Source organism: Domibacillus epiphyticus, from assembly GCF_001975785.1.
Classification (GTDB): domain Bacteria; phylum Bacillota; class Bacilli; order Bacillales; family Domibacillaceae; genus Domibacillus; species Domibacillus epiphyticus.
In genome coordinates this window covers 155,642-172,531 of the sequence record NZ_MSFI01000019.1, presented here as the reverse complement: position 1 = coordinate 172,531, position 16,890 = coordinate 155,642, and the positions used below count along the sequence as shown (strand labels likewise).

Here is a 16,890-nt window from a genome sequence, read left to right as displayed (position 1 = left end):
TTTCACTTTTTCAATCCATTTACAGTAAAAGAAACGCCGCCGCTATATTTCCATTTTAACACGAGCAATCGGCTGCTCTCTTCTGTTAAACCAGCTGGATTAAGGAGCTCCGCAATTTCACCCTCCCCTTTTATCTCTTTAAAAGGGATCGGCATGTCCTCCCATTCCGGTTCTTCTCCTTCTTCATTGAAAACAAAATCTATCAGCTCTTCTTTTTGTTCTTCTGTTTTTGCGGTGACAACAAAGGCTTTCTCTACATTTTTTACAGATGCAAATGATTCAGCGCCGGGGATGTAATCTCGAATAGCGCGAATGCTCTGTTCATCATCAAGACTCACATTTGCGGAAACGAATGTCATTCCTTGTTTGCCAAGCCAAATTTCAAGAGTGCTTGAATTATAGTAATATGGGCTGAACATATCGGCTTCTCTTGTGAGAGCGTCTTTTTCAAGAGCTGACATTAGCGCTGTAATCGTCTTTTTCTCCGCCACATTAGCCAACTGTATACCTGTAGTTCCATCATATCCGCTTATATACGTTATATTCTCAGGATCTGCAATTGAAAAAACTGGATTAGATGCTTTAATAAACTCTACATTTTTCCTAATCGGTTCTGTAATCTTTACTAGCTCTTCAAATGGGACATTGTATTGGCGCTGGATGCGATTTCCATCTTTAAGCTCGTACGTAATCGTGACTGTGTGGCTATCGTAATCCTTTTCCTTGCCTCTATCTATTAACTTGGAATGAATGTCCCGCACCTCTGCAATGGAATTGGCTCCTTTCATAAACCCGGCATCCACCTTTTTAAATTTAGCTGAACCCTCCCCATTAAAAACGTTCTCAAATGGCTCCGCAGTTTCACCAATGTACACTTTTTCAATCTCATTTGCTTCAGGTATCGCTTTTTCATATGAAGTGGCAATGAACGTTCCAGGAATAAGCATCAACAAAAGCAACAGTACATATACCGCAAATCCTTTCAACGGCCATATAAGACGTAAAGATCTCTGAACGATCATTTGCAGCAATGTATATCCTGCTAAGGCACCGATCACGTAACCCGCAATCATCCACGCCGTTGATCCGCTTAAAAATTGACCAAAATACTCCCCGCCGATCAGCATCGAAACGTATGTGAATACGAAAATAAATGCCCAGCGAAAGAATGGAAAGACAATCGTTTCGTCACCAGCTTCTGCCGGACGCACTTTGTACACATAAAACGAAACAGCCACAACAACTGCCGCAATGGCAAGGTAAGCACCCCATTCCATTCCACTGAACGGACGTGTTTCATATCCGCCAGCCCGGAATAAAAAGAACCCGTCTGCCATAATTTTCGACGTGTAGGTTTCAGCAGCTAGTCCATCAATAAAATAACGTGCATTTGCCAATGTCATCATCAATAATCCTGCCGGCAGCATGAGAATCCCATATACCATAATTCCCTTTAGCAGCGGAGGGCCAATAAATAAACCAATCATAACCGTCACAAAAAACATAAATAAGACGACAAAGAGTGATACACCTGCCCACTCGAACAATTGGAAAGCTGAATACGTGATCGGTTTCACGAATGGACGTATAATAAGCAAAATAACCACATTGATAAAAATCGGCAATACAAGTGCTGCCGTTCCTGCTAAATATACATGATATAGGAGCGTCGACCGTTTAAACGGCAAACTGTGAACAAAATCAGAAGAACCTTTTTTTGTTATATAACTTGTCAGGATTATTCCCGATAGAACAGGAAAAACAATGTACGATAAATATTGAATAGAATAAGAGATCGTGAATAAGATATTCCGCGGTTCCTCTTCGAATAAATATTGAAGGATCTGCCCATCTAGCAGCTTTATCAAAATCCCTAATGGCAGCAACAAAATCTGCGATAAAAGAAAGAACACACAAATCCACAAAATGGAGCGTGTATGCTGCATGAACAGCCCTTTATTAAACGATAAGATTCCGGATTTCATAGCCAACACTCCCCATTTCATACGTGAAAATCTCTTCCAGTGTAAGCGGCAGCACATCATAAATAGCTGGCTCATAGGAACGGACATAGCGGTCAATATCACCTTCTGTTCCGCGTACGATGCACGTCAGAACCCGGCCTCGTTTCTCGTGGTGGATTACATCCATCCCGGCAAGAAACGACTCATCCGGCAATTTTTTAAATGCCACCTGCAGCTTGCTGATGTCTGTCTTCAACTCTTCCAGTTCACGTTCATATAAAACACTTCCTTTATGCATGACACCAACCGCATCACAAAAATCTTCCATTTCCCGCAAGTTGTGTGAAGATACTATCACTGTCATCTCCCTGCTGCTCACATCTTGAATAATCAAGTTTTTCACCTGCTGACGCACGACTGGATCAAGCCCATCAAACGGCTCATCCAAAATAAGCACATCCGGCATTGCCGACAGCGTTAAAATAAAGGCGGCCTGCCGCTGCATCCCTTTAGACATCCGGCTTAATTTTGCATTTGGATCAAGCGCAAAATGTTCATATAATTGACGAAACCGCTCCGAATTCCACTGGTCATATACCGCTTCGTAAAATGAGGCCATTTGCAATAGCGACGTCTGGTGAAAAAAATATGGATGATCAGGTATGAATAATACCCGTTTTTTTACATCGGGCATTTCAAAGATGGATTCGCCTTCGATTTCCGGCACCCCTTGGTCAGCCTGAATAATACCTGATAATATCTTCAACAGTGTCGTTTTTCCGGCACCATTTGAACCGAGCAGTCCATAAATGGATCCTTTCTTCACATGAACATGAACCCCTTTCACCGCCTCATAGCGGCCGAATCGCTTTGATACATTTTCCGCTTTAATCATCGTCACCGCTCCTTTCCGGTTCCTCCATCGTTTCAATCAATTTAATGACTTCATCTTTCGGTACACCTAAAAACAAAATTTCCCCAACAATGCGTTCGAGCTCTTTTTTCAACATCTCCATTCGCTCCCTGTTTATTTCGTTTTTAACCGGTGAAACAAAGCTTCCCTTGCCTGGTATAGAGTAAATGTATCCTTCTCTCTCCAACTCCCGATACGCCTTTTGAATGGTATTCGGATTTATTGTTAAATCCTGCGCCAAAGACCTGACCGACGGCAGCTGTTCATCTTCTTTCATGACTTCCCGCACAATGAGTTCTTTTAGCTTCTCAGTCAGCTGCTCATAAATCGGCACCCGGCTTCTCGTATCAATTGTAAACATTGTTCCGCTTCCTTTCTGCGCAAACCGTACTAACTGTATTAGTATAAATAATACAGTTATCTTATGAAAAAATCCAGAAAAATTTTACTTTTTCCCTAACCCGATTCGGAACACATCGGCGGCACAGATTCGTACTAAAACATGTCAATGTCCAACGAATCATTGATCCTGGTTTAAAAAGCACCTCACCGGAGTACACAGATTATACTAACGCTTAAAAAAATGCAGGGCTGAGCGCAAACAAACACGAACATTTCAGATGACGCAAAATTAAAAAACAGGACCTGGCAGGCAGGTCCTATTTCCTATTGAATTCTTCTGTTTTTTTCAGCACACCATGCACGATAAACCGCTTTTCCGGTTCATCTGATTTATAACAAGTAACTAGAGTAATAACCGGTTCAACCGTATTTTCAAGAATATCGGTCCGGGATTCATGAACAACGTCTAATTTGGTCACTTCATATGTGTATGTATACGTTAAATCCGTTACTGTAATGAATGCACCTTTTTCCACACGCAATATCGGACTGAACAAAAGCGTATCCTTTTTCATATGATGCCCGGCAAGCGCATAGTTTCCGAGGCCCATCCACTGATCTTCCCTCATCGTCGTCGCCCCAACGAGCAAATTTTCGTTTGTTGTTCCTTTTAAAATTGGAAGACTGAGATTAACAGATGGAATGTCAATTTGCCCGACTATCGCAGACGTTTCCACTTCATTATCATTCATCACTGTATCCAATACAGAGGGCGGCTGAATGGCTTCCATTTCAAATTGTGCTGGTTTCTCACTGTTTTCTTTAATTTCTTCCGGCGACAGGCGCACCGCTGCATATTTTTCAGTGCTCGCTTCAAGCAGCTCATATTTTAAAAATGGTGCCGCAATCATTATGGCAGCTGCAATCATACAAATAACCGCTATCACTTTTCTTAGCATATTACCTGCGTATTACGCACTCTTCCTTTTTTTCATGAGCAGAAATCCCCCTGCTGCGAAAATCATGCCGCCAAACATATACAGCATCGATGATTCATCGCCTGTTCTTGGCAATGTACCTGATTTTGTTTTGGGCGTTGTTCCAGCTGGAGAGGATTTTGTATTTTTCAAAGCGAGATTCACTGTTTCACCACTTTGAATTGTCACGACAGTCTTTTCATTTGAACGAGTATAACCGTCAGGTGCTTTCGTTTCTTCGATTATATATCTCCCCGGCACCAAATTTTTAAATACCGCTATGCCTTTACCATCCGTCACTACTTTCGCAACAAGTTTCTGGTCGCCTGCATAGTGATAGAGAGAAAGCTCTGCTCCTTTAAGATCAGCACCTGACTTTTCATCCGTTTTCTTGATTGAGAGTGTGCCGTATTCATTGATTAATTGATTTTCAACTTTTTTCTCAACAGCAGTCTGCCGTCCGATGGCAATATCCCACGTTTCATTAGGCACCAAGTACTCTTCTGCTGTTTTCGTTTGTGTTAGTGTGTATTTTCCATATTCAAGACCCGTTAATACTGCTTTCCCTTTCGCATCCGTCACTACCGTCTTTACAAAAAGGCCATTGTCCGATTTCAACTCAAACTCCACCCCTTTGATCGGTGTCGTTGTTCCTTTTTCAACAACTGTAATGGCGAGGGATCCCGTTAAACCGGTCAATTTTGTATGCCCGACTTCTTTCGTCACAACGGCTGCATTTATATCGATTTTCCATGGGTCAACCGGAACTGCATAGCCTGTTGGCGCAGCCGTCTGAGTAACCGTATATGTCCCATATGCCAAATTTGACGCAATTGCTTCACCGGCACTGTTCGTTGTCAGTGAAGCAACGACTTTTCCTTCTTCGTTCACAACAGTAAATACCGAACCGGTCATTTTCGCTTTCGTCGATGCATCAATGGCTGCTATTTTCATCGAGCCTGTTCCAGCTGCATTCACCACCGTCACTTTTACGTCAACAGGTGGTGCCTGTCCAATGGTAAACGCAGCACCGTATGATCCCGCGGCTTTCACTTTCGTTTCATTAAAAAGGACAGGGATAAATATCGATCCCGACGTGCCCGCTTCCAATGAATCTGTATGACTTAATGAGACGTTTACGGTGCGTGTTTTCTTATCTACCTTTACTGCACCAGCATTTGTTCCGTCTTTCGTTGTTAACGTTTTTTGAATATCTTCGCTCACTTTAAATACATCCGGCAATGTAAATGCATCCGGCGGACTCCCTTTGTATGACCAGCCAAGTTCAATTATTAATTTTTCATTTTTCACAAACGGCTGATCGGTGCCGCCATCTGCATGCGTTACCTTCACTTTGTCATAAAACCCCGTTTCTCCCGCTGCCTGTACCGGTTGAAACAGACCAAAAACAAAAAGCACGGCGATTATTGACATGGCTGCTTTTTTCATATCCCGTATCTCCCTGAAATTTTTTGTACGTACATAAAGCTACAATCTTAGTTAATTTTACCATAAAAAGAATGAAAAACCACCTGCATTTTTAGGAAATCAAGGATATAGTTCTATAAAAAGGAAAAGCCTGGCGGATGCCATGCGTTTTCACATCACTTATCGGCCATGCTTTTCTTATATAAAAGAAATGTCAACACAACAGTGGCGGCCGCCCAGGCAGCAATAACCGCGATATTTTCAAAAACATGATGAAATGCCGCTCCTTCATACAACTTAATCGACATGACTGAAAGCTGTTCATTCGGCAAAAACGATAACACGTTTTTCACCGTTTTGTTCTCAATTATTTGCGTCAACATACTGCTTCCCAGAAAAAGAACGAGAACCGGCATTCCGACAATCCCGGTCTCTATAACATTTCGCGAAAGAAGACCAATCATTGTTCCGATGGAAATAAAGGCAATAAGTGAAAAGAAAATCCCAATAGAAAGCGGTGCAATTCCTTTTAATTGAACTTCGCTCAACAAAATAGACAAGAGGATAACAATGATTGTCACAACGCCCGTCAACACGCTTTTCCCTATAAAAATCTCAAGTGTCGAAGCCGGTGACAGTAATAATCCACGCAGTGTATTCTTCTCTTTCTCTTCCGCCACCATCGATGCCTGCACAAATGCAGCACTCATGATGAGCGCCATATTTACCGGGAGCAAGAACTGGCTTGAGTTTTCCATCCCCACCTGGCCTATAAACGCCGCAAACACAACCGGCATAAAAATCGTAAACAAAACGTATGAATTTCGCTTTAAATCTTTCCAGTCTTTTATAAAAATCGCTCCGACACGCTTCATTGATAGATTCATACTAAATCCCTCCCTGTTAATTGCACAAAGATGTCTCCCAGTGTCGGCTCATTTGAATGAATCGCCACTAATTCCCCGCTGGCAATGTACGCTTGAATTTGCTCCGCACCGGCTTCGTCACGTTCCACTACAACTGTTTTGTCCCCTTTTAAATGAAGTGAAATCGATTCATCTGAATAGTAAAGACGGAGAGCCTGTGGTGAATTCATCGCTTTTATTTCGCCGTCATTCAAAAATGCAATCCGGCTGCACAGCTCTTCGGCTTCCTGCATATCATGTGTTGTTAAGAAAATCGTAGTGCCGTCTGCACTTAACCGGCGCACACCGTGTGAATACGTGTCCGATTCACCGGATCAAGTGCCGATGTCGGCTCATCTAAAAACAACAAATCCGGCTTATGCAGTATCGCCCGGGCAAGCGTCACCCGCTGCTTCATCCCTTTTGACAGTTTTTTCACAACTGTCTTCTCTTCTCCTGCCAAATTCACTTCTTCTAGAACATCTAAAATCCGCGCCCGGTCCGTCCCATACAAATCGCAAAACAGTGCCAGGTTATCATAGATGGTCAGTCTTTCATACAGACCACTGTTATCTGTTAAAATACCGATTCGTTTCAAATCCGCTTTCGCCTGTCCGAAAACGCGCACTTCTCCACTTGATCCAATAAGCTGAGATGTTAAAACTTTAATCGTCGTCGTTTTCCCCGACCCGCTCGGTCCTAAAAATCCAAATGTCTCACCACGCTTCACATCAAAATCGAGACCTTTCAAGACACTTTTTACGCCAAATTGATGAACTAAATTCCGTACTTCAATTACGTTTTCCATATTCATTTGCTCCCTTCGCTGATCGTGTCTCCACTATATCCCCACCTTAAAAGAAAAGCAGCAATATCAAGGTGAAAAGCATCATATTCCCCACGAATGGAGCATTTTTTCAGCTGAATGGAGCAATTAAATGTCCAGTTTCTCTTTTAACTCCGAAAGCTTTCCTTTCGAAAGAGGGATCGAACTTTTTTCTGAATTCGTCAGGATGAGACTGTAACTGTTGCGCGTCCATGTCACCACTTCCCTGACCTTCGGCAAATGCACAATAAACGAGCGGTGGCATCGGAAAAATCCATAAGGTCGCAGTTTGTCCTCTAAGTCACTAAGACTAAGCGAACAAGGAAAAAACTCACCCTGCACATAAAGCTGCGCAGAACCTTCCACGCTCTCCACATAATCAATCTCATCTGGATGAAACAGCACTAACTTATCCTCAAGTTTTGATGGAATCTTCATTTGAATGGCATTTGGAAACATGACAGAGTCTTCTTTCCGCTCTATTGCTTCCTCTTCCATTTCCATCTCATTTTCTAACTGAATCTCCCTTTGTTTTAATCCGCTCTCATTTAAAACATAAATTTGGTCAGTAAGCGCCATGGCATTTTCCAGGTAACTTGCCAAAACTAGTACTACATTCCCGCGAGAGGCAAATGATTCTACAGCACGTTGAATGATATATTTGCTTTCAAGATCGATAGATTGAAATGGTTCCTCAAGTATAAGTAAGTCCGGATCATGGACGAGCGCTTTTGCCGTCAGAACCCGCACTTTTTCTGAATATGATAGTTTTTCAATTCGTACGTTCTTCTTCTTCATCAGTCCAAACGAATCGGTCAATTCGTTAAGATTTACTTTGCCATCATGCAGCTGCTGAAAAAAGCGTAAATATTCGATTACGGACAGCCGAGTATATAGCTCATCCTGCATGTAAACGTACCCAATTTGTTGAAACATCTTTTTTTGTCCTGGTGCGATTTTCGTTTCATTTATATATAATGCTCCCTCCGATACAATAGACAAACCGCTTAAAATGGCCATTAACTCATTACGAAATTCATGGTTGCATTGAATCGCTGCCACTTCTCCGTCAGATACAGATAAACTGAACGGGGGCAGCAGTACTTTATTCTCCTCACTTTTGCGTATATTCTTCAATTGAAGCATCCGAACACATTCCTTTATCCTTTTTTTTCTATTTTAACATAATCTTAGAATCATCCCGTTCCAATAAATTAGTTCTATTAAACAACATCTAAACATTTAGCAGAAAAACAGCATTTTTCACCCGTGGAAATAGAAAAGCCCTCTTGCCGGTGGCAAAGGGCTTATTGCTTATAGATTACTGATTCGTATTTGCAGCAGGGGCATCTTCAATTGGTATTTGAATCAACTGATTGGACCCCGTCGCCTTAGGCATTACACCATCCCATTTTTCGATCCACTTGTTTTGAATGACTTCCGGTGAAATCGATTCCTTTATAATCTGATTGTAATCAGCGATTCCCTGGGCCTCGATTTTCTTTTTCTGCGCTTCCGCTTCTGCTATCTTCAATTCAATTTGTTTTCGCTCAAGCTCCTGTGCAGCCTCCACCCGTTTATTAATGGCAGCCTGGGTTGATTTATCCGGCTTCGGTACACCGAGCGTCATATTATCTACAACGAAACCCAGCTCTTTAATGTCTTCAGAAAAAAGGGTTTGTACATCAACGGCGGCTTCGGATGATTTTTCGCCGTATGTATCAATTACCGAGTATTTCGCTATTCCTTTTCGTCCTGCATCCCACAGACGTGTACGCAAATAGGATTCTTCAATTTGCTCCACTTCAACCGGACCGAATTTATTAAACACATCGACGACTTTATCCGGTTGAATGCTGTAATTATAAGCAAAATCAACGGTTACGCTTTTTCCATCTGACGTCGCGACTTGAATATCTTTATAATTAACCGTCTGCATTCGCACTGGGTAAACTGTTACTTTGTCGAAGAGGCCGACAAGATGCCACCCTTGGCCAAGTGTCTCATCCTGCACCCCGCCGTTCGGACTGTACACAACCCCTACATAACCGTTTGGAATTTTTTCTATAAACATGGAGAAAAGAGCAATACAAATAATAAGAGCAAGTGCCACAAGCGAACCGCCAAGCATCTTTTTGTTCATTCCTTTATTTTTCTTCTTCACGGTTTCCATCATGATGACCCTCCTTTAAATTATCTTTCACTTTACTTGCTGTCTCCCCGACCTTTTTAAACGAAGGCGACAGCATGAGCCATATACCAGCTCCGATAAGCAATATAACAAGAATCGAACCGATAAAAACTTTCACCCGACCACCTCTCTTCACCAAATAGTACGACCAATCGTAAAGAAAGTTTCAAATATTTTCATAACTTAAACTTTTTTTAACAATATTCAAACAATTATCGTATAGAACCTTTACAAACATTTTCTAATATAGCTATTGGGCGTTTAATAAAATACATAAAGGGTGGGTCTAGTCATGTCTCAAGATTTAAACAGAAGAAAATTTTTAACGTATGTTGGAACAGGTGTAACTGCTTTAACGGTTGCCTCTGCAGGGCTCGGTTCATTCGCTCCAAAGACGCAGGCACAAGGAACTAAAGCGGCTTCACACTTATTTGGCATTAAGAAAAAAGTATCTGGATTAAATTTTAAACCGATTAAACCATCTGATAAAGATGACCTTGTTTTGCCAAGAGGCTATAAATATGATGTTGTTGCATCATATGGCGATGTCATTAATAAAGCCGGCGATACATTTGGCTACAATAATGATTTCACCATGTTTTTCCCAATTAACAACTCAAATCAGCGTGGACTTTTATGGGTGAATCATGAGTATACAAGTGATCTATGGGTAACAGGGCCAAAAACAAATGGTAAATATTCAGCGGCTCAAATTCAAAAGCTTCTTTACAATCAAGGTGGATCCATTATTGAAATTTACCAGGACGATGAAGGTGTTTGGAAAATGGATACAAATTCTCGTTATGCACGCCGCATTACAGGCCTTACACCATTCCGTTTGACAGGTCCGGCACGCGGGGCAAAGGCTGTAGGCAATGTCGACATTGTCCAGGGTACGTTCGCAAACTGCTCCGGTGGAAAAACGCTCTGGAATACGGTCTTGTCTGCAGAAGAAAACTATGAATCCACGTCAGCTGCTGCTTCTTTAAATCAAACACATTACGGCTGGATCGTAGAAGTGGATCCATTTGATAGCAATTTTGCGCCACGCAAGCATACAGCACTCGGACGTTTCCATCATGAAAACTCAGCGATGGGCTTAACGAACGACGGGCGCATTGCGGTGTATATGGGCGACGATAAAACAGATGCCTGTGTGTATAAATTCATCAGTAAAAACAAATATGTAAAATCCCGCAAACAAGCGAACTCAGAGCTGCTTGAAGAAGGTACATTGTACGCGGCGAATATGGCAAAAGGAACATGGGTCGCACTGACGATCGAAGCAGTTCGTGCAGCAGCGAAAGACAATAAAGAATTGCTCGCTAAATTCCAGACACAGGCAGATGTCCTTGTAAACGCACACGATGCTGCCGTTTTACTGGGTGCCACACCGACAGACCGTCCGGAAGATGTAGAAATCAGCCCGTTTGACAAGTCTGTATTTATTGCGCATACAAACAATGCGAAGCACGGCAATATGCATGGACACATTACACGCTTCCTTGAAGATAACGATGATCTCGGTTCACTCACATTCGATTTTGAAATTTTCGCTTGCGGCGGCCGTCAAAGCGGCTTCAGCGCACCGGACAATTTAACGTTCGACAGCGATGCGAATCTATGGACCGTAACGGACATTTCATCCAGCTCAGTCAACAAAGGCATTTTCTCAACGTTCAAAAATAACGGCGTATTCGTTATTCCAACAAGCGGCGATGCAATGGGCGAAGCGTACCAATTCGCATCCGCACCAGTTGAGGCGGAACTGACAGGTCCTTGTTTTACAGATGATGAAACTACTCTATTCCTCGCTGTACAGCATCCAGGCGAGGAAACAGAAGACAAGAATAATCCGACAAGCATGTGGCCGCACCGCAAAGGCGACAACCAGCCGCGTCCCTCTGTCGTTGCGATTACAGGTTTTAAATATTAAGGAGGACTTTTCATGCTGCAAAACATTGGTGTACCGGGCTTAATTTTAATTCTCGTTATTGCATTGATCATTTTCGGTCCTTCAAAACTGCCGGAAATCGGCCGCGCATTCGGATCGACGTTAAAAGAATTTAAAAAATCGACGCGTGATCTTGTGTCGGATGACGAAGAAGAAAAACCAAAGAAAAAAGAAAAAGAAAAAACACTTGCTTAATAGACATATGCAGGGGACGGACGAATAGTAAAGGGAAGGCTGACTCAGAAGCATTGTTTTCTGAGTCAGTCGTTTTTTAGGGAGGTATTCAAGTGGAAGATCAAAATATGAAGGCACTCGAACATTTTGAAGAAATGAGAAAACGGCTTATTATTACTGTTGCAGCCTTTATGCTTTTTTTCATTATTTCCTTCACATTTGTACAGGATATATACCATTACATCGTGAAAGATCTGCCTTTTAAACTCGCACTGCTCGGCCCTGGCGACATTATTATGGTTTATGTCATCATCGCTGCCGTCGTTGCAGGTGCCGCTGTGATTCCAGTGGCCGCGCATCAGCTCTGGCTCTTCATTAAGCCGGCACTTTCACCGGCTGAACGAAAAGTGACACTTACGTACATTCCGGCTCTTTTTTTCTTATTTCTTGCCGGTTTGTCATTCGGCTATTTTGTGCTTTTCCCAATCGTACTGTCATTTTTAATGTCACTCTCCGGAGATATGTTTGCGACGTTTTTTACGACTGAAAAATATTTTAAATTTTTGCTCCACATGACGCTTCCATTCGGAGTGTTGTTTGAAATGCCGGTAGTCATGATGTTTTTAACTAACCTTGGCATCCTGAATCCATACAATTTGCAAAAAATGCGCAAGTTCGCATACTTTGCGTTGATCGTCGTATCGATTTTAATTACACCGCCTGACTTTTTATCGGATGTCCTTGTCATCATTCCGCTTATTTTACTGTATGAAGTGAGTGTATCTCTGTCAAAAATGGTGTATAAACGAAAAATGGCTGCTGCCGCGAGCTGAGTTTCGCGGCAAACAGCTAATTTTCTTGCCAATATAGGTACGCAGCCTTATTGAATGATCTTTCTGTTATACATCTCTCTTTCCGCAAGTAAAGGAACTAGGTTATCAAATATATGGGTATCCTCTTTATATATTGAATAGCCGCCATAATACTCTGAGTCCTTTGTCTGAAATTTGGCCATCTCTTCAAACATTATTTTGGCCAGCTCTTTATCATTCAGTTCTAAACAATACAAAATGATCCATGCATAGATGGCAGGAGACTCGTATTCGACAATCGGCTGTCCCGTCGTTCTATCATACTGCCCATATATGACACCGTGCTTTTTAATTTCCCTCTTAACAAATTGATTAAAGGCTTTAGTCGAATAGCCGTTTTTTTCTCGGTAATAAGCCACAAGGGATTGATCCACCAGGTTAACGTTTTGATCGTACTGATATTCCTTTTTTTCCACGTTATACGACTTCGGGAAAAACGCGCCGCTAACTGGCGCATTTTTCAAAATACCGAACATGCTATTCATCAATTTTTTATCCATGACACCTTGTTTTTCCATCTGTTTTAATGAATCTGGTTCAATATAAGACAGCGTAATGACCTTGCTGCCATCCCCAATCTTTTTATCATAGAAATCGGTTAAACTCATTTCATATAAATTGTGTTTTACAATATACTTGCTTATCTTTTTTGCTGTTTGATCATAACGGTCATCCTTCCACTTTTCCCCTGCTTGAAAAAGAGCCCGGCTAATTCGCAAATCATCCACCAGTGCATTCGTAGAAACCTCTTTTTTTCCGCTTTCCGTCAACTTCCAATAAACAAATCCATTTTGATCTAAAAAATAACGCTTTAATTGTGTATACGCATCTTCAAAGAGTGCTTGATCTTCTTTTAAAAGAGAATACTCCATCCATAATCCTAACGTTTCTGATAAAGCTTCTCTCCCTTTTACTAAATCGTCATCTTCCAGCTCCCCATCCTGAATATACGTCGCAATCGTTCCATTATTGTTCTTTAGCCACTTTTCGATAAACCCTTCAACAGCAAAACGCTTCACGGATTCTTCTTTAAGAAAAAGATAGAACATCCCGAAACTGGCGATGAAAAAAGCAGTACTGATAAGAAGCATTTTTTTCCTCACTCCTTTCTCCTTCCTACGGCTTAGTTCTGGCTGCGCCTGAGAGTTTGGCTAATATCGATGCGTGTTTCGATGTAAACCGGTTCGAAAAATGTCATGTTTATTACAGCTCCCATAAATACTGAATATTCAGATTAATTTTGTTAAGCGGAATGATTTTCTTTTGTCGGTTGTTTAAAGCGCTGCGTTTTATACCACTTAGCTTCCTGCCGGAACAACATTCTCTTCCCTTCCAAAAAAGAAGAATACATTACAAGAAAGAGCCACATTTGAGAGTAGGTGAAATACATGAACAGGACTGACAGAAAATTTCTAAATGTTAATTGATCGTTTTCCATGCTTAATGCCAGGCATACTTCTGTTACGAAAAGCAGAAATCCGACTACTAATAAAACATAGGAAACGACACCAATCGAAAGCTCTAGATCCCGCACTAAATTGACAGCAAAAATTGAGTGCGAAAGGAGAATGCCTCCAAAAAACAGAACATACGTAAATAAGAAATAATAGATGTCGACCAACACTTTTTTATTTTTTAATTTGTGCATGCGAAACAAATATTTAAAAATGACATAGAGATTTCCCCTCGCCCATCTTGTCCTTTGGCGGAGCCACACCTTCAGGTTTTCAGGCTCCTGCTCCCATGTAATGGCTGCCGGGAAAAAACGAATATAGTAGCCCGCATTATAGACCCTGATACTTAACTCCGTATCTTCTGAAAGAGCTTTTTCATCCCATCCCCCAAGCTGCTCAAGAATGGAACGCCTGATGGCGAAATTTGTCCCAGGGATAGTTGACATTTTAAACCAGAACCAGCGTCCTGCCTGAGCCAGCCATTGAAACGTTAATGTTTCAATATTGATGAACCGGGTGAGTATATTTTTATTGGCATTTACGACACGGAATTTACCGACAATGGCCCCAGCTTTTGAATCATGCTTCAGTCCTAACGCCAAATAGTGGATGGCATCCGGTTCCGGTGTGTTATCCGCATCATAGACGACGATAATGTCTCCACTGGAATAGTTCAGCCCGTGATTTAAAGCCGCTGATTTTCCTTTTCCCGTGTGAGGCGGCTTTGTGTGGACTGCCCGAATAAATGCATATTTTTGTGCAAATCGGTCAATAATGGAGCCTGTATTGTCACTCGAATTGTCATTAATAATAATGACTTCTAGTTTATCTTTTGGATAGTTTAATTGAATCATTGACTGAATCGTATCTTCAATAACGACTTCTTCATTATGGGCCGGAATCAGAATGCTTACTTTTGGAAAGTCTTCAACAGGCGTTGCCAGTTTTTTCTCATATTCACGATATTTCAACGAATGCAGATAACCGCCGATCATGAGAAATGCGTGGTAAAACAGCATCATCCAAATGATGAATAGTGAAGTGTACAAAAGAAAATTCGCCAAGAACCATCATCCTTCCATTTTTGCTTTTCTGCTGTGAAGATGCACGGTAAACATAATAAACGAAATCACTGCCAATCCTCCAAGAATGGCTATTCCCCAAATGACCATATCGATGAATTCCTTAAGATGATATAATGGAAAATCAATTGACGATAAAAGCAGTGCTCCTTGTTTGACATCTGTTATAACTTCGCCATTTTTCGTGTATATGTCCACATTTTCCGTTTTAACCCAAACATCCATTTCTTTTAAATCAATCCATGATAAATTAGGAATCTTCTCCATTACCTTTAACACATCTTTCAATCCGTCTGCGCCAAGATATGGGTGGTAAAAAGCTCCTGCTACTCCATTATCAGTTATTTGAATCATTTCTGACTTTTGCTGTATTTCCTGAAGAGCATTGGGGTTACCTTCTTCCACAAACCCCATTGTTTCAGGTAAAAGCTGCATTCCTTTCAAAAAAGAAGGGGACGTAATATACGGTGTACTGTCCATGATCTTCCAATCTGAATCGCTCAGCTGCAGTTGGCCAACATAGGTGGAAAAGGACTCCGATAACACCTTGTATCCATTTTGAGACATCGTATAATGAGGTGCTTCAAAAGCAAGTGGATACAAGCCATAATTGACTAGTTCTTGAATGCCTCTCTTTACTTTTTTATGGATGTATTCATTTTCGAAATTTTCTAATTCTTTCATATATTCTTCATACTTCTCCCGTGTTTCAAAATCTCTTTCATGTTTTAACACGAATTCTTTACTGGCAGGTGCGTAAATGGGCGTATTTTTTTCTACATCCCAAAATTCAAACCCTTCCCCGGTTTCATTCAATTTATGCTGATGCGTATAGCCATGCAGAATGACACTCCCCCCGTCCTCCTGCATCTGCTTCAATACTTTCAGCAGCTCCGGGGAATCAGAAAAGAAATGTTCTTCTCCCGTTTCTGGATTGGTGTAAACCGGAATGACCGCGATCATATACGGTATATTTTTTTCTTTTAAGATACCAGCAATCTCTTTAAGAGGCTCCGGATTGACCATCGGGTGAACATCTTCGATCCGGATATACCCAGGACGGGAAGCATCCATATGTTTCTTTCCGAACATCTGATGAAGTGCTTCACCGAGAAAAATTGTTTCCCGTATAGCCATTCTGTCAACGGCGTAATAATAATGATTTTGATTTTTTACTAGAATGGGATAAGAAGCTGAATCATCGGCACGCGTTCCCTCGACCAATATCTCAGTTCCTTTATCAACTTCAATATTTATCGCTTTGCCATAAGAAGTATTCAACCTTTTTTCCTTTTTGTCCGTAAACGCCATTTGATTAATTTCGAATTCGTTCTTTTGATCAATAAAGTCAAAGTGTGTACCAAGCTGTTTCGTATTGTGCCCAATTGCTAGAATGGATCCAGTATAATCATTTAATAAAGTGTGAAAGGTGCTCGGAAGCCGATCCGGAAACTGTCCGTAATAGAATAAGTGGGTAACGCCGCTTAAGTCCTTTTTCTCTACTTCATTGCTGCTTATGAACTTCACGTCTGTCGTAAAATGGCTGATTAACATGTCGAATATTCGCTGATGTTCATCTATTTCACCATCGCTTGATGTATAAATCACCAATACATTTGAATAACCGTTTTTTTCCGCTCTGCTTTCCGGTGTATTGAAGAAGAAGGGAAAAAGGATAGAAATAACAAGGATAAGGATGAAGCTATTTTTGGTATTCCTCGACTTTTTTCTCATTTATTTATCCTCCAGTAACGAAATGTAATGGATTTCCTAACAATGTTCTAATGAAATTTGTTCTTTATAAAGAA

General features: G+C 41.3%; 15 protein-coding genes and 1 pseudogene. 3 read left to right on the top strand and 13 right to left on the bottom strand.

The genetic code is table 11. From position 1 onward, the window contains the following. Positions 1 to 2: 2 nt before the first annotated feature. From BTO28_RS11595 to BTO28_RS17295, 10 genes and pseudogenes are all read right to left on the bottom strand, one after another. Positions 3 to 1,985: a hypothetical protein gene (locus tag BTO28_RS11595; protein WP_076766409.1), complete on the bottom strand. Its 1,983-nt coding sequence runs from the start codon at positions 1,983 to 1,985 to the stop codon at positions 3 to 5. Beyond that, entirely contained in the window at positions 1,960 to 2,859 is a 900-nt protein-coding gene (locus tag BTO28_RS11590) for an ABC transporter ATP-binding protein (RefSeq protein WP_076766407.1), read from the bottom strand. Before BTO28_RS11590 ends, BTO28_RS11595 begins: the two co-directional genes overlap by 26 nt. Next, positions 2,852 to 3,238, bottom strand: coding sequence for a GntR family transcriptional regulator (locus tag BTO28_RS11585; RefSeq protein ID WP_076766405.1), 387 nt, complete (start codon positions 3,236 to 3,238; stop codon positions 2,852 to 2,854). Before BTO28_RS11585 ends, BTO28_RS11590 begins: the two co-directional genes overlap by 8 nt. A 298-nt stretch (positions 3,239 to 3,536) precedes the next feature. After that, entirely contained in the window at positions 3,537 to 4,178 is a 642-nt protein-coding gene (locus tag BTO28_RS11580; RefSeq protein ID WP_076766403.1) for a class A sortase, read from the bottom strand. A 12-nt stretch (positions 4,179 to 4,190) separates the two neighbouring features. Further along, on the bottom strand, positions 4,191 to 5,645 hold the full coding sequence (locus tag BTO28_RS11575; RefSeq protein ID WP_076766401.1) for a SpaA isopeptide-forming pilin-related protein: 1,455 nt from the start codon (positions 5,643 to 5,645) through the stop codon (positions 4,191 to 4,193). Between the two features lie 155 nt (positions 5,646 to 5,800). Beyond that, the gene (locus tag BTO28_RS11570; protein WP_076766399.1) at positions 5,801 to 6,511 is read right to left on the bottom strand and encodes an ABC transporter permease; all 711 of its coding nucleotides are present in this window, start codon (positions 6,509 to 6,511) and stop codon (positions 5,801 to 5,803) included. Beyond that, positions 6,508 to 7,337 (bottom strand): annotated as a pseudogene (locus tag BTO28_RS11565) (ABC transporter ATP-binding protein). Before BTO28_RS11565 ends, BTO28_RS11570 begins: the two are co-directional and overlap by 4 nt. Positions 7,338 to 7,463: 126 nt before the next feature. Then, positions 7,464 to 8,492, bottom strand: a complete 1,029-nt coding sequence (locus tag BTO28_RS11560; protein ID WP_233129871.1) for a response regulator transcription factor — start codon at positions 8,490 to 8,492, stop codon at positions 7,464 to 7,466. A gap of 184 nt (positions 8,493 to 8,676) precedes the next feature. Next, on the bottom strand, positions 8,677 to 9,531 hold the full coding sequence (locus tag BTO28_RS11555; RefSeq protein ID WP_076766395.1) for a prohibitin family protein: 855 nt from the start codon (positions 9,529 to 9,531) through the stop codon (positions 8,677 to 8,679). After that, a complete protein-coding gene (locus BTO28_RS17295; RefSeq protein WP_198936764.1) occupies positions 9,503 to 9,664 on the bottom strand; it encodes a hypothetical protein in 162 nt (53 codons plus the stop codon). Before BTO28_RS17295 ends, BTO28_RS11555 begins: the two co-directional genes overlap by 29 nt. A gap of 174 nt (positions 9,665 to 9,838) precedes the next feature. Between BTO28_RS17295 and BTO28_RS11550 the strand changes: the two genes are divergently transcribed. The 3 genes from BTO28_RS11550 to tatC all read left to right on the top strand — a co-directional run bounded on the left by BTO28_RS11550 (position 9,839) and on the right by tatC (position 12,507). Continuing rightward, a complete protein-coding gene (locus BTO28_RS11550) occupies positions 9,839 to 11,482 on the top strand; it encodes a PhoX family protein (protein WP_076766393.1) in 1,644 nt (547 codons plus the stop codon). A gap of 12 nt (positions 11,483 to 11,494) precedes the next feature. Beyond that, positions 11,495 to 11,695 carry a twin-arginine translocase TatA/TatE family subunit gene (locus tag BTO28_RS11545; protein ID WP_076766391.1) on the top strand — a complete coding sequence of 67 codons (201 nt, stop codon included), beginning with the start codon at positions 11,495 to 11,497 and terminating at the stop codon, positions 11,693 to 11,695. A gap of 92 nt (positions 11,696 to 11,787) precedes the next feature. Further along, positions 11,788 to 12,507, top strand: a complete 720-nt coding sequence (tatC, locus tag BTO28_RS11540) for a twin-arginine translocase subunit TatC (RefSeq protein ID WP_076766389.1) — start codon at positions 11,788 to 11,790, stop codon at positions 12,505 to 12,507. A 47-nt stretch (positions 12,508 to 12,554) separates the two neighbouring features. Here the strand turns inward: tatC and BTO28_RS11535 are convergent, their stop codons facing one another. The 3 genes from BTO28_RS11535 to BTO28_RS11525 all read right to left on the bottom strand — a co-directional run bounded on the left by BTO28_RS11535 (position 12,555) and on the right by BTO28_RS11525 (position 16,816). Next, positions 12,555 to 13,649: a glycosyl hydrolase family 8 gene (locus BTO28_RS11535; protein WP_144289480.1), complete on the bottom strand. Its 1,095-nt coding sequence runs from the start codon at positions 13,647 to 13,649 to the stop codon at positions 12,555 to 12,557. Positions 13,650 to 13,789: 140 nt separating this feature from the next. Further along, complete coding sequence (locus BTO28_RS11530; protein WP_076766384.1) at positions 13,790 to 15,064, bottom strand: glycosyltransferase family 2 protein; 1,275 nt, start codon at positions 15,062 to 15,064, stop codon at positions 13,790 to 13,792. 6 nt (positions 15,065 to 15,070) lie between these two features. Continuing rightward, the gene (locus BTO28_RS11525; protein WP_076766382.1) at positions 15,071 to 16,816 is read right to left on the bottom strand and encodes a DUF2334 domain-containing protein; all 1,746 of its coding nucleotides are present in this window, start codon (positions 16,814 to 16,816) and stop codon (positions 15,071 to 15,073) included. Positions 16,817 to 16,890: the final 74 nt, after the last annotated feature.